The following is a 16,943-nucleotide window of genomic DNA, read 5'->3' as shown; positions in this document are numbered from 1 at the left end:
CACCCGTTATGCACCATTTCCGCGGGTCCTCCAACGTTACGAGATAAAGTGCCCTGTTTCACTCGTCACCCGTCGGTGATTCCCACCATTTGTCGGTGTGCTTTCGACCTCGACCACTTATGGCTATCCGGGTGTGTGGGGCGCACTGATCGCGAGAAGCATCCGCTGCGCAGAAACAACGTGTGGGAACGCGCGCTCGAGCTCACCAGCGAGGGCCAGCTGGGCGCCACCAGGATCTTAACCTCAAACCAGATCCATTGACTCGCAGAGTCTTCGCAGCATGAGAGAGAGGAAGAGCCTGTTGCGCCCGTAGACGTCTGTGAGTTGGTACCCGAGCGCACGCTCTGCCCGCGAGAGCCGGGCGACCACCGTGCTGTGGTGGGCATGGAGTTGGCGGCCCGCCTCGCGCAACGAGTCCGTCGCGGCGATGTAGTCCAAGGTGGTGAGCATTTCGACGCCATCTGCGCGGATGAGCGACTGCAGCCGTTGCACGTCGCCGATCTCCGCGATTTTCTCCGCCTGCAGGCTCTCGGCAAGTATAGTGTACGCATTGAGCCTCTGCATACAAAGGAGCGATGCCTCGACGAGCGAATACGGCCCGGAATCATGGGTGCTCGGCTGAGTGAACCGCAGAGTGAGCTTTGCCCCGCGCCACGCCTCGGGCGCTTCGCGGGCGGGCAGGAGGGCACTCACTCCTACGTGGTTGCCGGTGGGGACGTTGAGAGTCATGGGATCGCAGGCCTCATTCACCATCACCGCGGTAAGCCTGCCAACTTCCGCAGCAAGTGCATCCGGGTGATGTTCGCGAACCTGCTCGACGATCCGGCCTCGTCCTCCATGCGGGCCAGCGACCGCGAGCAGCCAGATGGAAGACGAAGGCGCGATGCCCAATTCTCGCAGGGCTCTTTGGCGTTCTGTACTAGGAGCGTTGACATTGATGGCCACGCGCATCAAATAGGCGGGCGACTGCTGCGACCCTCTTATGAGTGAGACCTTCGCGGTGATCGCGAAATTCTCGAGAATGTGGTATTCAGTCTCCGGCGAGAGATTCCCGCTGGCCACCCAGACGTTCTCTCCCCCTGTAAGCGTGCGGTGGCGGGCATCCGCTGGGGGAACAGCGGGAATGAGGTCGCCTTCTGGCGAGGCTGCGTAGCACACTCCCGCCCGATCTCGGATTCCTGCCGAGGTCCCGGTCCGGGCTGCCACCTGCCTGCACAGGGCCTGAGGAGACACATCGGATTCAAGGAACCCGTCGAAGAATCGTTGGAGCTGGATATTCGCGCAGACATCTCGGGCGTTCTCCGCTCGCTCCACGTCGTCATGGAGGTTTGGTCCTGTCACCATGAGCGAACCTTACCAAAAGTGCTCGGAGAACGGCGATCCAGCACATGAGGGCCAGTGTCCGGAATCTCGTAGCCTCTGATTCCTAAGAGTTCCATCGGACCTAAGGGTTACCGCATACCAGGTATGCTCTAGTTCAACTCGGAGCCCTATTAAGCAGCTGCAAGCCGACGAATACCGGGAACAGCCCTGAGGTCGACAAATGCTTCTCTACAGCATCGACGCGCGGACCAGTCGCCTAGTAGTACTTGGTTAGGTTGGTTCGGCGGAAGACCATAGCAGGTACTGAAAACGCGACGGTATGCACTTGGCACGGATCCATGTCTCGAGCCTCTCCGGGTTAGTCTCGTCAGACTTCAGGAGGCCGGCGAAATCCCGGATCAGGCCGAAGGGAGCGGTCATCTCCGAGCATGAGGCGGCGAGCTGATTACGACGCCCGCTCTGCCGATAGATCAGATTCTCCGGCTTGGTCAGCAGCAGTCGGGTCACACGGCGAGGCGACAGATGCGCCCGGTCCTCATCGGCCCGGCCCTGGTTCAGATAGCGATGCAGCAGCTTCGCACTACCGGGATAGCCGAGCTCATGAATCTCGTCCAGCAGCTGCGTGACCGGCGCCCCGGGCTCTTCGGCTCGCCGACGTCGCAGATAATCGCGGTAGGGTTCCGCGCGCGTAGGCCGGTACTGCGGAACACGTCGAAGGCGTTCTGGCTCGCTCGCGGGCGTAGCGCTTGACCGTTTTCAGACCCAGGTTCAACCGCCGGCAGCAGCCCGGCGCCCTGGTCGGGCAGCTCCTTGCACCTGCCGCCAGCGCCCGGCAGTCGTGCGGGCGCGGGGCCGTCCTGCAGACCTGTTGCGCCGTCCCGGCACACGGTCTGCACTCCTGGATGAGCGCGAAGCCACTGAGGTGATGGCTGGGGCGCCCCGACCGGCCAGCACGTTGATCCTCTGGCCGGTGTCGGCATCGATAAGCACGGTGGCATAGTCCCGGCCGCAGCCAGCGCGTGCTGGACCGGACGTTCCGGCAGCGCGGTGCCCAGCAGCGTTCGCACCGCGGTGTCCCGCCCTGCGGCGATCCCAAGGAGCGGCAGCAGCCGGGCCGACGCCCGGCCGGCCAGCTCGTGAACGACCCCGCGCAGTTGTCCGGTCAACCGGGCCGTGCGCCGCTGATAGCGCTCCAGCGACCCCGGGACCTGCTCCCGGAAGGTCTGCCGCGCGCAGCCAGATGACCGCAACGCATCCGGCGTACTAGCACCCGCAGCAGCACGCGACGCCCATCAACCGGCACGTCCGCCAGCATCCGCCCCTGGAAGGCATGGACCCTCCGGGTCAGCGTCCCACACGCCGGGCACTCCAACGCCCCGCCACGCGTCGACGCGTGAACCACGACCCCTCGCCAGTGTCCACGATCCCCTCGATCACCAACGCAGACAACCCCGAGAACACCATCCTGACCAGCATTTCCGCATCAACCATGCCCCATCATGAGAAGCCCGGAAGCACGAACCAGCCCTCGACGCGCCGCACCACCACCGAAAGCGCGACAGAGCCCGTTTAACGGCGGGTCCACGGTTGGCATTAGTTGATTCTTCCTTCGAAGGGGAAAAGCGAAGGCGTTCAGCGCCAGCTTCCATCGTGTGGCCCAACTTGCCCTGCCTTTGCCGGTGGGGTCCAGTTCCCGGGTGGCCAGGTAGAGGCATTTCAGGCGGAGGGAGAAAGGCTGCGGCGGATCGTGCGCTGCGGGGAATCGAAACAGGGCGGCAAGGTCATCCTGTGGCGGCGGGCAGTGATGATCCTGGCCTCGGCCGGGGGGAATTCCGTGCCGGTCATTGCCCGGCTGGTCGCCGCGGACGAGGACACCGTCCGGGAGGTGATCCACCGGTTCAACGAGATCGGGCTGGACTGCCTGGACCCTGAGTGGGCGGAATGCCGTCCACGCCTGCTTGATCCCGGCAACGAGGAGTTCGTCGCCGCGGCGGCCACCGCCCGTCCTCGCACCTGGGGCTGCCCAACACCGACTGGTCCATCCGCATGCTGGCCGTCTATCGCGCCGGATGAGGACCGGCCGGTCCTCATCCGGCGCGAAGCGTGCACTAGTCGGCGCAGTTCTGGCCGAGCAGCACGACGGATGGGCCCAAGATCGCCGATACATCGGACTCGAGGTCCTCGATCCTGTCCGTCGCACATTTAACGGCGAGAAGGTGCCAGACGAGTTAACCCTGTAGGAAATGGTCGCCCGGCCTGAAGGAACGAAGGATTAGAGCTCGGACACCACATCACAGGATTAGAGACCTTGCTGTTTTGGCATATAAGTAGGTCACCCTATAGGTACTGCAGGGGGTACTTCTCGTGGACGCGCGTAGCAAAACATGATAAAGAGTATACTTATGATAATTCCCACGGTCCCGTCCCTGTCAGACGTAACCCCTTCAGTCCGCCGCACGGACGGTGTCTTCTTCACGGGGCTCGGCTTCGCCGAGGGCATCCGCTGGCGGGAGGGCATGGTGTATGTCTCGGACATTCCGGCTGGCACGGTTCACCGCATTGGCGCAGACGGGAGCGATGAGATCGTCGCCGAGATACCGGGCTCGCCGTCAGGGCTCGGTTTCTTGCCCGACGGCGACCTGCTCGTGGTTTCGATGCGTGAGCGCGTGGTCTATAGACGTAGCGGCACTCAACTGCACGTCCACGCTGACCTTGGACACCTTGTAGGGTCGCGGCTTAACGACATGGTGGTCGCGCCCGATGGGCACGCCTACGTCTCCAGCTTCGGGTATGAGGAACCTCCCCGACGGTCGACGTCCGTCGTTCACGTCCGGCCCGATGGCAGTGCGGAGATGGCCGTCGGGGACTTGTGGCGGCCAAACGGTTTGGCGATCACCCCTGATCGACGTCTGGTGGTCGCAGAGACCCGGATCCATCAACTGAGCGAGTTTACACTCCGCGCTGACGGGACTCCCGTGGAGCCTCGCGTTCTCGCCCGCCTGCCGAAGGGATCCTGGGCGGACGGCATCACTGCGGACGTCGAGGGTGGCGTGTGGGTTGCTGACCCCAAGGGTCTTCGCTGCGTTCGCGTCAATCGACAGGGCCAGCTCACCGACGTCATCGACACCTCACCACTCTCGAGCATCACCTGTGCCCTAGGGGGGCCGGATAAGCGGACGCTCTACATCGTTGTCAGTGAGTTGGGCGACCCGTCCGCGCTGCTTGCACGGCGCCAGGCGCGCATCGAGCACGTCGAGGTGGCGGTCCCGGGTGCAGACAGCCCGTGAGAACGGCGCCCACATGCGTGCGGTCATCTGCCCGCGCTATGGTTCACCCGACGTGCTCGAGGTCGCTGAGATCCCGATCCCGACCGCAGGTGTGCAGACGGCGTCCTGATCCGCGTCGACGCGGCCGCAGTCAATTACACCGACGTATTCTTGGTGGCCAATGCCTACCAGAACTCGATTCCGGTTCCCTTCGTCCCGGGAAGTGACTTCGCCGGCACCGTTGTTGAGGTAGGAGATCGTGTATTGATGTGGTCCCCGGGGGACCGCGTTTTCGGGTCGCATCCCTCGGGTGCGTTTGCCGAGTTTGTGCGCGTTGGGCCAGACGAGCTCTTTCGGAGCCCCACCGGCATGCACCCACGGAATGCTGCAGGGCTCCGCGTGGCGTATGCGACGGCGATGGACGTCCTGCGCTGGGTGCTCGAAGTCCAAGCCGGTCAGTGGCTCGTCGTGACAGGGGCGGCCGGTGGCGTTGGACTTGCTGCCATCGACCTCGCGACCCGGTTGGGTGTGCGCATTATCGCCTGCGCCCGCGGCATCGACCGGCTGGCCCTGTGCGGCGAGCGGGGTGCCGAAGTGCTGGTGGACCCCAGCACGAGGATACGAGGGCAGTCGTTCGGGAGGTCACTGGTGAGGGCGCGGACGCCGTAATGGACATCGTCGGGGCCCCTGGGCACAAGTTTAGTCCGAGCCCTTCGGCCCGACGGAGTGTTCGCCACGGTGGGATTCACCGAGGGTATACCGCAAGTGCCCCTCAATCTGGTCCTGCTGAAAGAGATCTCGATCCGCGGGTTTCAGCTAGGCTCATTCGTGGTGCGCCATCCCGACCGCTACGCTCAAGCGATGCGAAAGGTCGCAGCGTTTGCCGAGGCCGGTATGGTCCCCTACGTCGCCGCGGTCCACACACTTGACGACGTGGTGCTCGCCGTACAACAAGTCGGGGAGCGGCGGGCGACCGGCAAGGTAGTGCTCGACGTTAGCGGCCAAAACCGATTTTCGTTGGTAACGCGAGTGCCGTCCCCCGCGGCTTCGCGGTCAATCGCCTAATGTGGCCTCATCCCGTCCTAGTTGCGCTCGCCGCGACCGTCGCCGGGCGTCCGATCTGCACCGAACCATACCGCTGCGCCAGTATGGTTCCTACTACCATGCGCTTATTCCCGTAGAGGTTTGCCACCGGGAGATCACCGTCGCCGGGCGCAGCGGCGACGGTGCGCGGCGAGGTCATCAACCAGGATGCAATTACCCCGTCTACCCGAGCGCGGTGGGCCGGTCGGAGTGGCGATGATATGCGCGATGCCGGGCTTCGCGGGATAAACCCGTTGACGACCGGTGCTTTCGCAAACCTCCTCGGTTAGCGGGTCTCCGTCTCGACGGATTAGTGAAGTGTGCTCAAATCGCATCTCCGTAGACGTGCGCGGGAGGGACGCTCTACTTGGGTGACCTCGTGCTCTTCACGTTCCCGATCGTCTGCGCGGTGATTCTTCCGTGTGCGGGGCACACTTCACTTCGTCGTCGATGCAGACCTCGTGCGTCGAGGACTCCCTAGTTCCGCGACCCTCACATCGACTGTGCGCAGGAACTCGAGCCGCTGACGCTACTTGACCGCGTCTCATGGGCCGGGCGGGTCGCGAAGACGCTGCTTGCTCGGCGACGCCCACCACCGACGAAAGCGTTATGACGGCCCCCTCCTGGGGCATGCTTCCTCTCCGCCCAGTCCGCCACCGTCCACTGCCCGTATCCCGGACCTTCTACACCCGTAAACGCGCCGAGGGAACGAACCAAAAACAAGCAGTCCTTATCCTCGCCCGGCGCCACATCAACGCCATCTGGGCACTGCTCGACACGGAAACCCTTCGAGCAACGCGGAATCAAAGCTGCTCAAGCGGCTTGACAACTTCACTGAAACTCCTTTCGCAGACCTGTCGCTTCGAGTTGGGCCAGTGACGCATCCGTCGTGAAACAAACAGCCACGCTGCCTCGTCAACCCTGACGTACTCGTCCAGGTACCGATGCGTGCTCTGCACTTCCCAACCATCCTCAGTGAGGGCCACGACGACCATGTCGACACTACCGCCCGCTCGGTCCGGTTCGCGGACCTCGATGACGTGATTGGTCATGACGTGTCGCAGGACGCGGTTGTCCGTCACGCTTGCTATGAAGCGCTTCACCGCTTCCGGACCCTGGTGTACCACGCCCTTGGCATATAGCCACCCGTCCGGGATGAAGAGCTGCGCAATCCCGGCGCAATTTCCGTCGTCGTCCATTTGTGCGTACTGAGCGATCAGTCGCCGAATTTCCCCCTCTGCGACGAGCTCATTCAGAGCGTCCGCGTTCATGTCAGCGACAGCCCCCCGTCGACCGGTACCAAGGCTCCGTTCGCGTACGAGCCATCATCGGAAACCAAGAAGCGGACTGCTCGTGCTACGGCCTCGGGCGGGCACACGTAGCCAAGGGGAAACCGCTCTATAAGAGCGTCGTGCTTAGCCACCTCCTCGGGCCCGTTTCGCTCCCCGGAAGCAAACATGGGGGTGGCAATGGGGCCGGCACACACCGCATTTACGCGAAGACCGCGTGGTCCATGGGTGAGGGCGGCCGCCTTTACGAAGCCGTTGAGAGCATGCTTTGACATGGTGTAGGATGCGACGGCGGGGTTGCCCCGAACTCCGTCCACTGAAGAGACGGCGACGAATGCCCCGCGATCCGTCCCCGACACGACCTGATCGGCCACGAGCACCTCGAACAGATTGATGGCACCGATCACGTTCACAAGCATGATGCGTTCGAACGCGGTGCGGTCGAGAGCCCCGCGCGATCCAGAGCCACGACGCCAGCGCTAAAAATGGCAGAACCGATCACCCTGAGCCCGCCCGCACCCGTTCGTGAGTGCCTCTTGGTGGGAGAACACGATGAGGCACCACCTGCCGCCACTAAGTCGTCGATTGGGTTCACGTCGAGGAGGATCAGGTTGACACCCAACGTGCCAGTGTCTTCGGCGCGTAGCCTGCCGACACCGGAAGCGGCGCCGGTGATCACGCAGGCGCCGGGTGGGAATGAAATACCTGAGGCTTGGCGTGAGGGCATCACTGGTTCTCATCATCTTGGTCACGTGGCATGCCTCACGACACCTTGAATCCGCGGTATCTATGTGAAGCGACTTCCTCAAACAGCGGCCGGAGTGCCACGTGCGTGCGCTGGCGAAAAGCGTGGGCCTGACAGTCATTGGGAAAACCTCCCGGTATGCGTCGAGTTCGAGCAGGGAGAAGGCCCACGCCTTCTCCCTGCTCGAGGGTCACTTAGTCAAGGCGCTGCTTGCGTCGAGTGCCTGGTCGACAGTGAGGACGTAGTTTTCGTCCTTGGGACTCCACTTCGACAGGTAGCCCTTGAGGTTGCGGATGCTGGGCATAAGCTTCCCCGGGCTTGCGAAGTCGATGGTGCCGAACATATCGACGTCGAGTGCAGTTTCGGTCCTCAGGGACTTCAGGAACGATTCGGACGTCAGCTCTCCGTCAATAGAGGATGCAACCCGCTCAACGATGCGTGGCCCGACCCAACCGCGCATCGCCGAGGGGCGCTTCCGCGCGGTCTCGGCCCACTGATCCCCCGCCGTGATCGATGCCTCGACATCCTTGACGAACTGGGCAACACCCGGGACAGAGGAAGAAGGGTCAATGGGAGGCAGTCCCACGGTGTAGAAGCGGTCGGCTGCCGCCCCCAACTGCGCCAACGTTTCCGGGCTCATGTTCCCGGTGTCGGCGCACACCTTCATGTCGCTGCCTAGGGTCTCCGCCGTTTGGAGCAACTGAACTTGCGTCGTTTGGGACACCGCGGACGTCACGCCGGTAACTCCGGCGTCCTTGAGTTGGCGGATGTAGCCCGAGTAGTCAGTTGCAGAGGCGGGGATTTTGAGCACGACCTTGGAGTCCTCTGCACGGTCGGCTGCGTCGATACCCTTGGCGACCAGCGGTTCCAGCCCGGCTGCAACATCCAAATCGGCGCGGACCATGGCCTGCTTCGTCGCACCACCCATAGCCAGGTTTGTGGGGCACAGCGTGAAGGCCACCATCGCACCGCCGTCCACATTGAAGGCGACCGGGCTGGTGTAGTCGGCCGTAGAGAGGGCTGTCGCCCCCAGCACCGGGATGTCTGCTGCCTCGAGAACGTGATAGATCTGTGCGGCGCCTCGACTCGAGGTCATGGCGACCACGGCGAGGACGTCCTCCTTCACTGCCTCTCGGGCACACTGCTCGGCAGCGGCCGCCTCACTCCGCTCGTTGCAGTATAGGAGTTCGAGCGGACGTCCGTGGATCCCCCCGCGTGCGTTGATGGCGCGCACGGAGGCGCGTGCCCCAGCAACGTCGGACTCATAGGTGGTCCCAGTGCCCCCGGTCGCCGTGATGGCCATGAGCTTGATCGGTTCAGCGCTGAGGCCGCCGGCGAGGTCGGAGCTCTGGTTTGAAACGGAGCATGCGGTCAGGCTGAGACCAGCGGAGAGGGCGACGAGGCCGGCCGCGATTAGGTTCTTCACGGGGTGGATGGGTCCTTTCTAGGGAAAGGTAGGGCTGAATGCACTCGGCGCTCACGGCACCCGGCAATGCCCTACCACTGATAGCGGAGTCCGCGTCCGGGACCCAGATAAGCGGCTTGGATGGCGGATTGGTTAACCCGGGCTACGGCGCCAGTCGCCGAGAAAACGCTTCGGTCGCCTAAGGCCTAAGAGGAGCCACTCCGGAGTGTATAGGATACTTTTCTCAGCGGCAAGGCCTATCGCATATTAACACCGCTACAGCCTGCCCTGTTTAGTCTTCTGTATTGCCCGTCGCGTTAGAGCTGCGCCGCTCGTCGTAAACGCGGGGTCGCTGCGCGGCGGCACGCCGATCAGTGGTGGACCCTGGTTGCCGCAAGTTTGCCGCCCGCGGCGTGCCGGATGGCTACGGTCGGCTATTGACTCTGCAACCGTGTCGACTTAGGCTTGCGGCAATCAGGATACTCTTTCGACGTATCCCCCGGGATGGGAGTTTACGAATGCTCTGTCGCTATGACGCACATCACGGCACCGCCGTTGACCTCAAGGGGCCACTTGCATGTCTGAACTGATCTCCTTCGCACTGCTGGGACTAGGTGCCGCTGGTGTCTACACGCTGCTGGCGCAGGGGGTCGTAGTGATCTTCCGCGGGTCGGGCATCCTCAACTTCGCACTCGGCGCCTACGCCATGCTGGGTTCCTACCTCTTCGTCGAGCTGCAGGACAACGGGCTCGGGATGGTGCCGGCGGTAATCGCGACGGTGCTGGCGGTCGCGACGCTTGGCGCCTTGACCTATCTCATCGTGATGCGGCCGCTCCGGAACAGCGCACCCATCACCAAGGTCATCACCACCCTCGGTCTGATGATCCTGATCAACGCCGGAGTCACTATCTGGTCCGGCGGCGCCGTGCGCGCTTACCTGATGCCAGTGTTGCCGCGGACGCCCGTTGAACTGCTGGGAACGACGATGAGCGGTGACCGCCTCTACCTGTTCTCGGTCTCAGTGGCGGTGTCGCTGCTCCTATGGGCGCTGTACCGCTTGACCCCCTTTGGCCTCGCCACGACGGCGTCTGCGGAGAACCCGATTGCTGCTTCGACCCTGGGCTGGTCGCCGGACCTGATCGCCACCGCAAACTGGGCGATCGGCACCGGGCTCGCTGCACTGGGCGGAATTCTGTTTCTGCCGATCTTCGGATCACTGGATGTCACCCGGCTGTCGTTCATCATCATCTACGCCCTGGCGGTCGCACTCATCGGACAGTTCCGCTCATTCCCCCTGGTCCTGCTCGGCGGTTTGCTCGTGGGTCTAGTCGAGTCCTTAGTCTCCCGGTACGTCGATGCTGAGATTCAGGGCAGCTCGGTGACCGTGCCGCTGGTCATCATCGTGCTGGTACTGGTGTTCCGTGGACGTGCCCTCCCGGACCGATCGGCATCGGCTCAGAGGCTTCCGGTTCTCGGCACGGGACGGCTCTCATGGGGAGGCACGGCCGTTGCGGCAGCGATCGCCCTCTCGCTCGTGTCGTTCGTTTTCGATGACTCATGGAATGCCGCGCTCATCATCACTTTTGCCAGCGCGATCATCATGCTGTCGCTCGTACTTCTAACCGGATACTCCGGCCAACTCTCCCTCGGCCAGTTTGCAATTGCCGGTTTCGGTGGCTTCGTGGCCGCCCGGCTGGTGCGCGATGTCGGCCTGCCCTTCGAGTTGGCGTTCGCAGCCGGGGTCGTCGCTGCTGTGGCCCTGGGAATAGTTTTCGCGTTAACCTCACTCCGTACCCGGGGACTCAATCTCGCGGTCGTGACCCTCGCGCTGGGCGTCGCCTGTCAAAACATCCTTTTCAACAACCACGAGTACTCAGGCGGCACCGAGGGCATCGTTGTCGGCGGGCAAACGCTGTTCGGGATCTCCATCGACCCGGCGCAGCATGTGGCGCGCTACGCGACGCTCGCTGTCGTAGCGTTCGTACTGTGCGCTGTCGTGGTGACCAACCTGCGGCGTTCCACCCTCGGGCGTCGCTTGATCGCGGTCCGTACGAACGAGCGGGCTGCCGCCGCACTCGGGATCAATCTGGCCTCAACGAAGTTGTTTGCCTTCGCGGCCTCGTCGGCGATTGCAGCTGTCGGCGGCATCCTGCTCGCGTTTCAGACCACCACCGCACAGTTCATTGGCTTCACGCCGCAGCAGTCCATCAATGCGGTCGCCTTTGCCATCGTCGGTGGGCTTGGTTTCACCGTCGGTCCCATCTTCGGCGCGTTCTTCCTGGCTGGTGGCATCGGGACCCTCGTGGGGGACGGGATCGTGCATGCGCTGGGATTCGATCCCAATCTGACCACGCAGTACGTGACACTCATCGGTGGGCTCGTTGTCATCGCCACGATCATCGCGCAACCGGACGGCATCGCGCCGGACCTTGCTAGCAAGCTACGCCCGCTCCTGGCCCGCCTCCGAAAGGGCACCGGTAGGGTCCCGGCACTCAACGCCGTCGGACCAGTCGAAAGGGTCGACCCGCACGTGCTCCGGGTCGATGACCTGCAGGTGCGGTTCGGCGGGGTCGTGGCAGTCGACGGCGTTTCGTTCTCGGTCCGGCCCGGCCAGATCCTGGGCCTCATAGGCCCCAACGGTGCGGGAAAGACAACGGTGATCGATGCGATCACCGGCTTCGTGAAGCCCAGCCGTGGCTCCGTCCGGATCGACGACGTCCCCATGGACCGGTTGCTGGTCCACGCGCGGGCGCGTCTTGGCGTGTCACGCTCGTTTCAGAGTCTCGAACTCTTCGAGGACATCTCCGTACGGGAGAACATTCTGGCAGCGACGGACGACCATCGGGCGGCCCGGATGGTGACGGACCTCGTCGTACCCGGTCCTGCCATCCTGCCTCCTCGCGCGGTGACTGCCGTCCGCATCTTCGAGTTGGAGGCAGACCTGGAGAAGCTCCCGTCGGAGCTCTCGTACGGTCGCCGGCGTCTGGTGGCGATCGCACGGGCCGTGGCGGCCGCACCGTCGATCCTCCTGCTCGACGAGCCCGCGGCCGGCCTGGACGAGGACGAGAGCGCTGAACTGGCCGCCCTGGTTCGCAAGCTCGCCGAAGAATGGGGCGTCGGTGTACTGCTGATCGAGCACGACATGCAGTTTGTGATGGGCACCTGCGACGAGATCGTCGTGTTGGAGTTCGGCCGCACCATCGCGACCGGCGATCCCGATCACGTCCGTACCCATCCCGACGTGCTGCGGGCCTACCTCGGCGAGGACGACACGACAAGCTCTGAGCCTGTCACAGAAGGGGTTCAAAAATGACCACGCTGACTGCGGAGAGCATCACAACTGGCTATGGCTCGGTTCCCGCCATCAAGGGCATCTCGCTGAGCGTGTCCTCCGGTGAGGTCGTTGCCGTCGTGGGGCCGAATGGTGCGGGCAAGACCACGACCCTAAGGTCTCTGGCCGGTGCGCTCACCCCCCGCGCGGGGCGCATCACGATCGACGGCAGGCCTGCAAAGGATTCTCTCCACCGTCGGTGTCGGTCGGGTCTGGCGTTCGTGACCGAGGAGCGCTCGGTCATCGCGAGCATGTCGGCACGCGACAACCTGCGAGTCGGGAGGTGCGACATCCGTCTTGCTCTTGAGCTCTTCCCGGAACTGAAGCCGCTCCTCGGTCGGCGGGCCGGCCTGCTGTCCGGCGGCGAGCAGCAGATGCTTACGCTCGCCCGCGCCCTGGCGCGCCGCCCGAAGATTCTGCTCGCCGATGAACTTTCTCTCGGACTGGCTCCTTTGATCGTGGCCAGACTGCTCAGTGCGGTACGCGCGGCGGCGGACGACGGATGCGCGGTCGTCTTGGTGGAGCAGCATGTGCGAAAGGCGCTCCAGATCGCCGACCGCGTCTACGTCCTCAACCAGGGGCGGGTCGAGTTCGAGGGAACCGGCGCGGAGGCGCGCAGCAATATGAGCGCGATCGAAGACGCATACCTGGCTCGGTCCTGATCGTTCAGCCCGGGCTCAAATCTTCCGGGCGCTCGGCGCCGGCCGAAGGAAAGGAAGTACTGCATGAAGCAGGTGAGACGCGCCTGCGCGGTCGACACGGTAGTGACTCTTTCACCTCCCGCTCACCGCTGCTGACTTCACGGGCTCGCTCGCCTACAACGTTGATGGGGGCTGCTCGTTATTCCCGTTGTGCCCGGTGAATCTGCCGGGGTGCGGAGAATCTGGGCATGACACGTGCGGATCTGGATGCCTTCGCGCCCTCGAGCCACTGGTGGCGGGTAACGAGACAACAGGGGCGGAGGACTCCGACGTCGTCATCAAGGTCCCGTTGTCGACAACCGACTGCTCGAGGATCGCCAGGCAGTTCGACGACGAAGGAGCGCCAACGGAGTGACCTCCACGGTCGAGGAGACTGCGCAGGCGCAGTTGGTACAGACCGCTATTACGTAGTGGGCATCACCCGGGCCGGGCGTGGGCGGCCAGCCCTCTACCGGTGCTGGAAAACAAGGGACCGTTACTTGGGGATGCATGATGCGTTCGGCCACATCGGCGGCTGGACCCCGGATCCCGCCGTGGTGACCTGCTACTGCTTGCGCAGCGATGTGAACGGTTACTTCGGTCGGCGGAGCGGGAAGCTGCTGAGATTCGCCATCCAGCGGCAGATGGTCTCGGAATCAGCGACAAATATTTGTGAGCGCGCTTCGAGTAGGGCAGGCGGATTCCGATCATGAACGTCGTCGGTGGCGGAACCGCTGATGTCCAGCGCAAACTCATTGGGGCCGCCCGCAAAATATGTACACTGCGATGAGGGGCCCCAGGTCTCCGGGAGCATGAACGCTTTACGTGAAAGGGGTCTTGGCCCGTCCGTGGAGTTGCAAGATCCACTTGTCGCGAAGGGACAGGCCCGCCGGCCGCGGATATCCATCCTCAGCAGCGGGCCTGTCGGCGCGTCAAACCCGGTGCAGAAGATGACGTGGTCGAAGGCGCTTTCGGCGCGCGCGGTCTTGATCCCGGTTTCGGTAAAGCCGACGATCGGATCCTCGTTCAGGTTAACCGGGAAGACATTGTCCCGGTTGTAGGTCTCGAAGTAGTCGGTACCTACGCAGGCACGCTTCGCACCGAACGGGTACGACGTGGGGCATAGCTTGTCGGCGGTCGCAGGGTTCTTCACGTCTCCGGATGCTCATGCGCACGAGTTCCTTCAGCAGGTTATTAGCTTCGTCGCTGACCATGATGTCCTGAACCGGCGGATGATCATTGTTCCGCCCTGTTGCCAGGCAGCCTCCCAAGCCTCCTCGCGTTCCTCCTGAGAAACCTCGAGTGCATTCCGGGTACCGCCGGAGGTCGATGAGCCGCCCGGGGTGAGCTTTGCGTTGGCACGCCGTTCCGGGTACGTCGCCTTTACTTCGTCGAGTTCTTCCCGGTTGAGCGGCTGATTGCGCGCGGGGAGGACAAAGTTCGGGGTCCGCTGGAACACTGTCAGGCTCCTGGCGGTGCGTGCAACGATCGGAATGGTCTGGACCCCCAGGATCCGGTCCCAATGACCGCAACGTTTCGGCCGGTAAGATCCACTCCCTCAGCCGGCCAGGAACCGGTGTGCTGGGTCTGCCCTCGGTAGGACTGCAGTCCCTCGAACGACGGGATCTGCCCCAAAGAAAGCGAGCCCGAGGCCATCACCACATATTTGGCGTCCCACTGAACGGCCGTCCTGTGCCGTTGGCAGCCAGCGCTCGGTACAGACCCACTCCTGTTCCAACTCAGGGGAGAAGGAGTAGGAATCGTCCGCGCTTTCGACGTCGCACGTGGCGCCGGGATACTTGTTCCAGTACCGATTGCCGCCGACGTCCTCGCCGCGTTCGGCCGCTGCTACGTCGAGGCCGGCTTCCCTCAGTCGAAGGACCATGTGAAGGCGGGCGAAGCCGGCCCCCACCACAAAGGCGTCGACGCTCGTTGCGTCCGAGGGTGCGCTCATGGATTCTCCTCAAAATTAGTAGCCGCTGTCCGGACACATCAGACAGCTATGCCGGTCAGGACTCGTGAAGCTGATCACCCTAGAGGTCGGTCTGGCGTCGGTATATCGGCTTTTGCGCATCGGTATTTTGCTATGCGAGCAAGGTGGCGGACATGTCGATAAAGCATCCTGTAAAGGTGGCCTGGTGACATTGCCCCCAAGGTGGTCCGAAGCGCGAACGCCTATAAGTAATGACGGATGATGCAGATTGCAAGGGACAGCAAATGACGTCGCCGGTGGAAGGAGGGGCGCCGGCCGAACTTCCATTCCGTTGCAGCGAACACGACGGCGTGCTGGAGGTGGGACTGAACAGGCGGGCCCGGCTGAAGGTCTAGGGATGATCCCGCGCTGCAGTGCGTAATCATCACAGGCAGCAGACGAGCCGGGAGTTCCAGGATACTGAAATGCATTGGGATCCTACTATTCCTGACCACTCCGGGTCTCCCAGAAAGCATACGGTGGCACACTGCTGAATTAAGTAGCCTTAATCCCGATCGGACGTGTATCGTCGGCTTTGTTGCCGATCGTATTCATGGACGCGATGGTGGCTTGGTTCAACAAGAGGAGCTTCGATGAAGAAGAAACAGTTCTGGGGCGTGATGGGGGCTGCCACCAGCGCGGCCCTGATGCTCACTGCCTGCGCCGGCGGTTCCGCTGCTGAGGAGTCCAGTGGAGGGCTTAAGGGCGAGCCCATCAAGTTAATGTCAATAACTCCCACTGACACGTCCGGGGCCAATTTTCCTGCGGAGCTGAACGCAGCCCGCGCTTCGGTGCGTGCGATCAATGCACGAGGCGGCATCGACGGGCGACCGCTCGAGCTGCTCTATTGCAACCAGAAGAACGAAGCGACCGCCAGCGAAGCGTGCGCTCGGAAGGCCGTCGATGAGGGCGTACTCGCCATCGTCGCTTATTTTGCGAGCCGTGGAGCCACTCAGGTTCACGATATCCTTGAAGCTGCCGGTATCCCGATTCTGGCCGGCAACCCGGTCGGGTCGGAGGACTTCACCAGTCCCATAGCATTCAACGTGGACGGCGGTACGCTCAGCGGTTACGCGCTCTGCCCCACCAACCTGAAACTCGATGGCGCCACCACCCACGCCATGGTCAGGGCTGACGTCGACGCGGCTGCGGGACAGGAGCCGGTTGTTGCAGCTGGCGTCAAAGGCGCCAACCTCCACGATTCAGGCATGATTGTCAAGATCCCGCAGACGGCCACGGACTTTTCGGGGTATGTCCGCCAACTTCAGGCTGCCGGTGTCGACGCCGTGACGGCTGCCCTGGCCGAGCCACAGGCGATTCAGTTGATTCAAACCGCTGAGAGCCTCGGCACGAACCTGATGGTGTGTGGCAGCACGCAATCCATGAGCACCGATTCTCTGAAGAAACTGGGAAAAGCCGCCGACCGCTTCCATTCGGCGGATTTCCCGCCCCTGACATCTGACTCTAAAGACGAGCATGTTCAGGCCTTCATCAAGGACCTTGCCGCGGAAGAGGCAGCCGGCAATAAGGCGGCGGCCCTCGAGAAGTCCGGGGCGCCCGCCTTTAGAGGCTGGGAAGGCCCACGGATCGTGGAGCGCGTTGCGCCCAAGGTCAAAGGGGAGCTCAACGCCAAAAGTTTCATGGAGGCGTTAAGGACCGAGACCGCCCTGGACGCTGACATGTTCGGGACAGTGGACTTCTCGACACCTGGACTCGCTCAGCCTTCAGTCCGGAATTATCACGGTTGGTTGACCCGCTGGGACAGCGGGGCCGGAAGTACGAAGCTTGTCTCTCCGGAGCCGGCCGACGCGCTACCAATGCTGCGCAAGTAGCCAACTGCCAGCAGCCA

The 16,943-nt window shown here is 63.2% G+C and carries 15 protein-coding genes and 3 pseudogenes; 9 read left to right on the top strand and 9 right to left on the bottom strand.

Features of this window, described 5'->3' with window-relative positions; genetic code table 11:
- Positions 1-243: 243 nt before the first annotated feature.
- The 3 genes from QF047_RS11710 to QF047_RS22365 all read right to left on the bottom strand — a co-directional run bounded on the left by QF047_RS11710 (position 244) and on the right by QF047_RS22365 (position 2,725).
- A complete protein-coding gene (locus QF047_RS11710) occupies positions 244-1,344 on the bottom strand; it encodes a helix-turn-helix domain-containing protein (RefSeq protein ID WP_307277134.1) in 1,101 nt (366 codons plus the stop codon).
- A 249-nt stretch (positions 1,345-1,593) separates the two neighbouring features.
- A complete protein-coding gene (locus tag QF047_RS11705) occupies positions 1,594-1,830 on the bottom strand; it encodes a hypothetical protein (protein WP_307277131.1) in 237 nt (78 codons plus the stop codon).
- Positions 1,831-2,485: 655 nt separating this feature from the next.
- Positions 2,486-2,725 (bottom strand): transposase family protein, encoded by a 240-nt coding sequence (locus QF047_RS22365; RefSeq protein ID WP_373427765.1) that lies wholly within the window; start codon positions 2,723-2,725, stop codon positions 2,486-2,488.
- Between QF047_RS22365 and QF047_RS11700 the strand changes: the two genes are divergently transcribed.
- The 6 genes and pseudogenes from QF047_RS11700 to QF047_RS11685 all read left to right on the top strand — a co-directional run bounded on the left by QF047_RS11700 (position 2,717) and on the right by QF047_RS11685 (position 5,654).
- Positions 2,717-2,896 carry a hypothetical protein gene (locus QF047_RS11700; RefSeq protein ID WP_307282135.1) on the top strand — a complete coding sequence of 60 codons (180 nt, stop codon included), beginning with the start codon at positions 2,717-2,719 and terminating at the stop codon, positions 2,894-2,896. The genes QF047_RS22365 and QF047_RS11700 overlap by 9 nt on opposite strands.
- 231 nt (positions 2,897-3,127) lie before the next feature.
- A pseudogene (locus tag QF047_RS22360) lies at positions 3,128-3,286 on the top strand (helix-turn-helix domain-containing protein); the annotation flags it as partial.
- Positions 3,287-3,431: 145 nt separating this feature from the next.
- Positions 3,432-3,563, top strand: a pseudogene (locus QF047_RS22355) (IS256 family transposase); the annotation flags it as partial.
- Between the two features lie 162 nt (positions 3,564-3,725).
- The gene (locus tag QF047_RS11695; protein WP_307277128.1) at positions 3,726-4,610 is read left to right on the top strand and encodes an SMP-30/gluconolactonase/LRE family protein; all 885 of its coding nucleotides are present in this window, start codon (positions 3,726-3,728) and stop codon (positions 4,608-4,610) included.
- Between the two features lie 105 nt (positions 4,611-4,715).
- A complete protein-coding gene (locus QF047_RS11690; protein WP_307281911.1) occupies positions 4,716-5,258 on the top strand; it encodes an alcohol dehydrogenase catalytic domain-containing protein in 543 nt (180 codons plus the stop codon).
- Between the two features lie 18 nt (positions 5,259-5,276).
- Complete coding sequence (locus tag QF047_RS11685) at positions 5,277-5,654, top strand: zinc-binding dehydrogenase (RefSeq protein ID WP_307281908.1); 378 nt, start codon at positions 5,277-5,279, stop codon at positions 5,652-5,654.
- An 821-nt stretch (positions 5,655-6,475) separates the two neighbouring features.
- On the opposite strand, the gene QF047_RS11675 is transcribed toward QF047_RS11685, so the two are convergent.
- From QF047_RS11675 to QF047_RS11665, 3 genes and pseudogenes are all read right to left on the bottom strand, one after another.
- Positions 6,476-6,943 carry a nuclear transport factor 2 family protein gene (locus QF047_RS11675; RefSeq protein WP_307277125.1) on the bottom strand — a complete coding sequence of 156 codons (468 nt, stop codon included), beginning with the start codon at positions 6,941-6,943 and terminating at the stop codon, positions 6,476-6,478.
- Positions 6,940-7,398: pseudogene (locus QF047_RS11670) on the bottom strand (SDR family NAD(P)-dependent oxidoreductase); the annotation flags it as partial. The gene QF047_RS11675 and the pseudogene QF047_RS11670, both read right to left, overlap by 4 nt.
- A 498-nt stretch (positions 7,399-7,896) precedes the next feature.
- Positions 7,897-9,132 (bottom strand): ABC transporter substrate-binding protein, encoded by a 1,236-nt coding sequence (locus tag QF047_RS11665; protein WP_307277122.1) that lies wholly within the window; start codon positions 9,130-9,132, stop codon positions 7,897-7,899.
- A gap of 556 nt (positions 9,133-9,688) precedes the next feature.
- Here QF047_RS11665 and QF047_RS11660 point away from each other — a divergent pair.
- On the top strand, positions 9,689-12,424 hold the full coding sequence (locus tag QF047_RS11660; protein ID WP_307277119.1) for a branched-chain amino acid ABC transporter permease/ATP-binding protein: 2,736 nt from the start codon (positions 9,689-9,691) through the stop codon (positions 12,422-12,424).
- Complete coding sequence (locus QF047_RS11655; protein ID WP_307277117.1) at positions 12,421-13,104, top strand: ABC transporter ATP-binding protein; 684 nt, start codon at positions 12,421-12,423, stop codon at positions 13,102-13,104. The genes QF047_RS11660 and QF047_RS11655 overlap by 4 nt, the downstream gene beginning before the upstream one ends.
- Positions 13,105-13,714: 610 nt before the next feature.
- Here the strand turns inward: QF047_RS11655 and QF047_RS11650 are convergent.
- From QF047_RS11650 to QF047_RS11640, 3 genes are all read right to left on the bottom strand, one after another.
- Complete coding sequence (locus tag QF047_RS11650; RefSeq protein ID WP_307277114.1) at positions 13,715-14,275, bottom strand: hypothetical protein; 561 nt, start codon at positions 14,273-14,275, stop codon at positions 13,715-13,717.
- Positions 14,276-14,305: 30 nt separating this feature from the next.
- Positions 14,306-14,581 (bottom strand): hypothetical protein, encoded by a 276-nt coding sequence (locus QF047_RS11645; RefSeq protein WP_307277111.1) that lies wholly within the window; start codon positions 14,579-14,581, stop codon positions 14,306-14,308.
- Between the two features lie 99 nt (positions 14,582-14,680).
- Positions 14,681-15,076, bottom strand: a complete 396-nt coding sequence (locus tag QF047_RS11640; RefSeq protein ID WP_307277109.1) for an NAD(P)-binding protein — start codon at positions 15,074-15,076, stop codon at positions 14,681-14,683.
- Positions 15,077-15,687: 611 nt separating this feature from the next.
- Here QF047_RS11640 and QF047_RS11635 point away from each other — a divergent pair.
- Positions 15,688-16,926 (top strand): ABC transporter substrate-binding protein, encoded by a 1,239-nt coding sequence (locus QF047_RS11635; RefSeq protein WP_307277104.1) that lies wholly within the window; start codon positions 15,688-15,690, stop codon positions 16,924-16,926.
- The last annotated feature ends 17 nt before the right edge of the window (positions 16,927-16,943 follow it).

The sequence above is a fragment of the Arthrobacter sp. W4I7 genome, from assembly GCF_030816215.1.
Lineage (GTDB): Bacteria > Actinomycetota > Actinomycetes > Actinomycetales > Micrococcaceae > Arthrobacter > Arthrobacter siccitolerans_A.
This window is presented reverse-complemented; position numbering and strand designations above follow the sequence as displayed.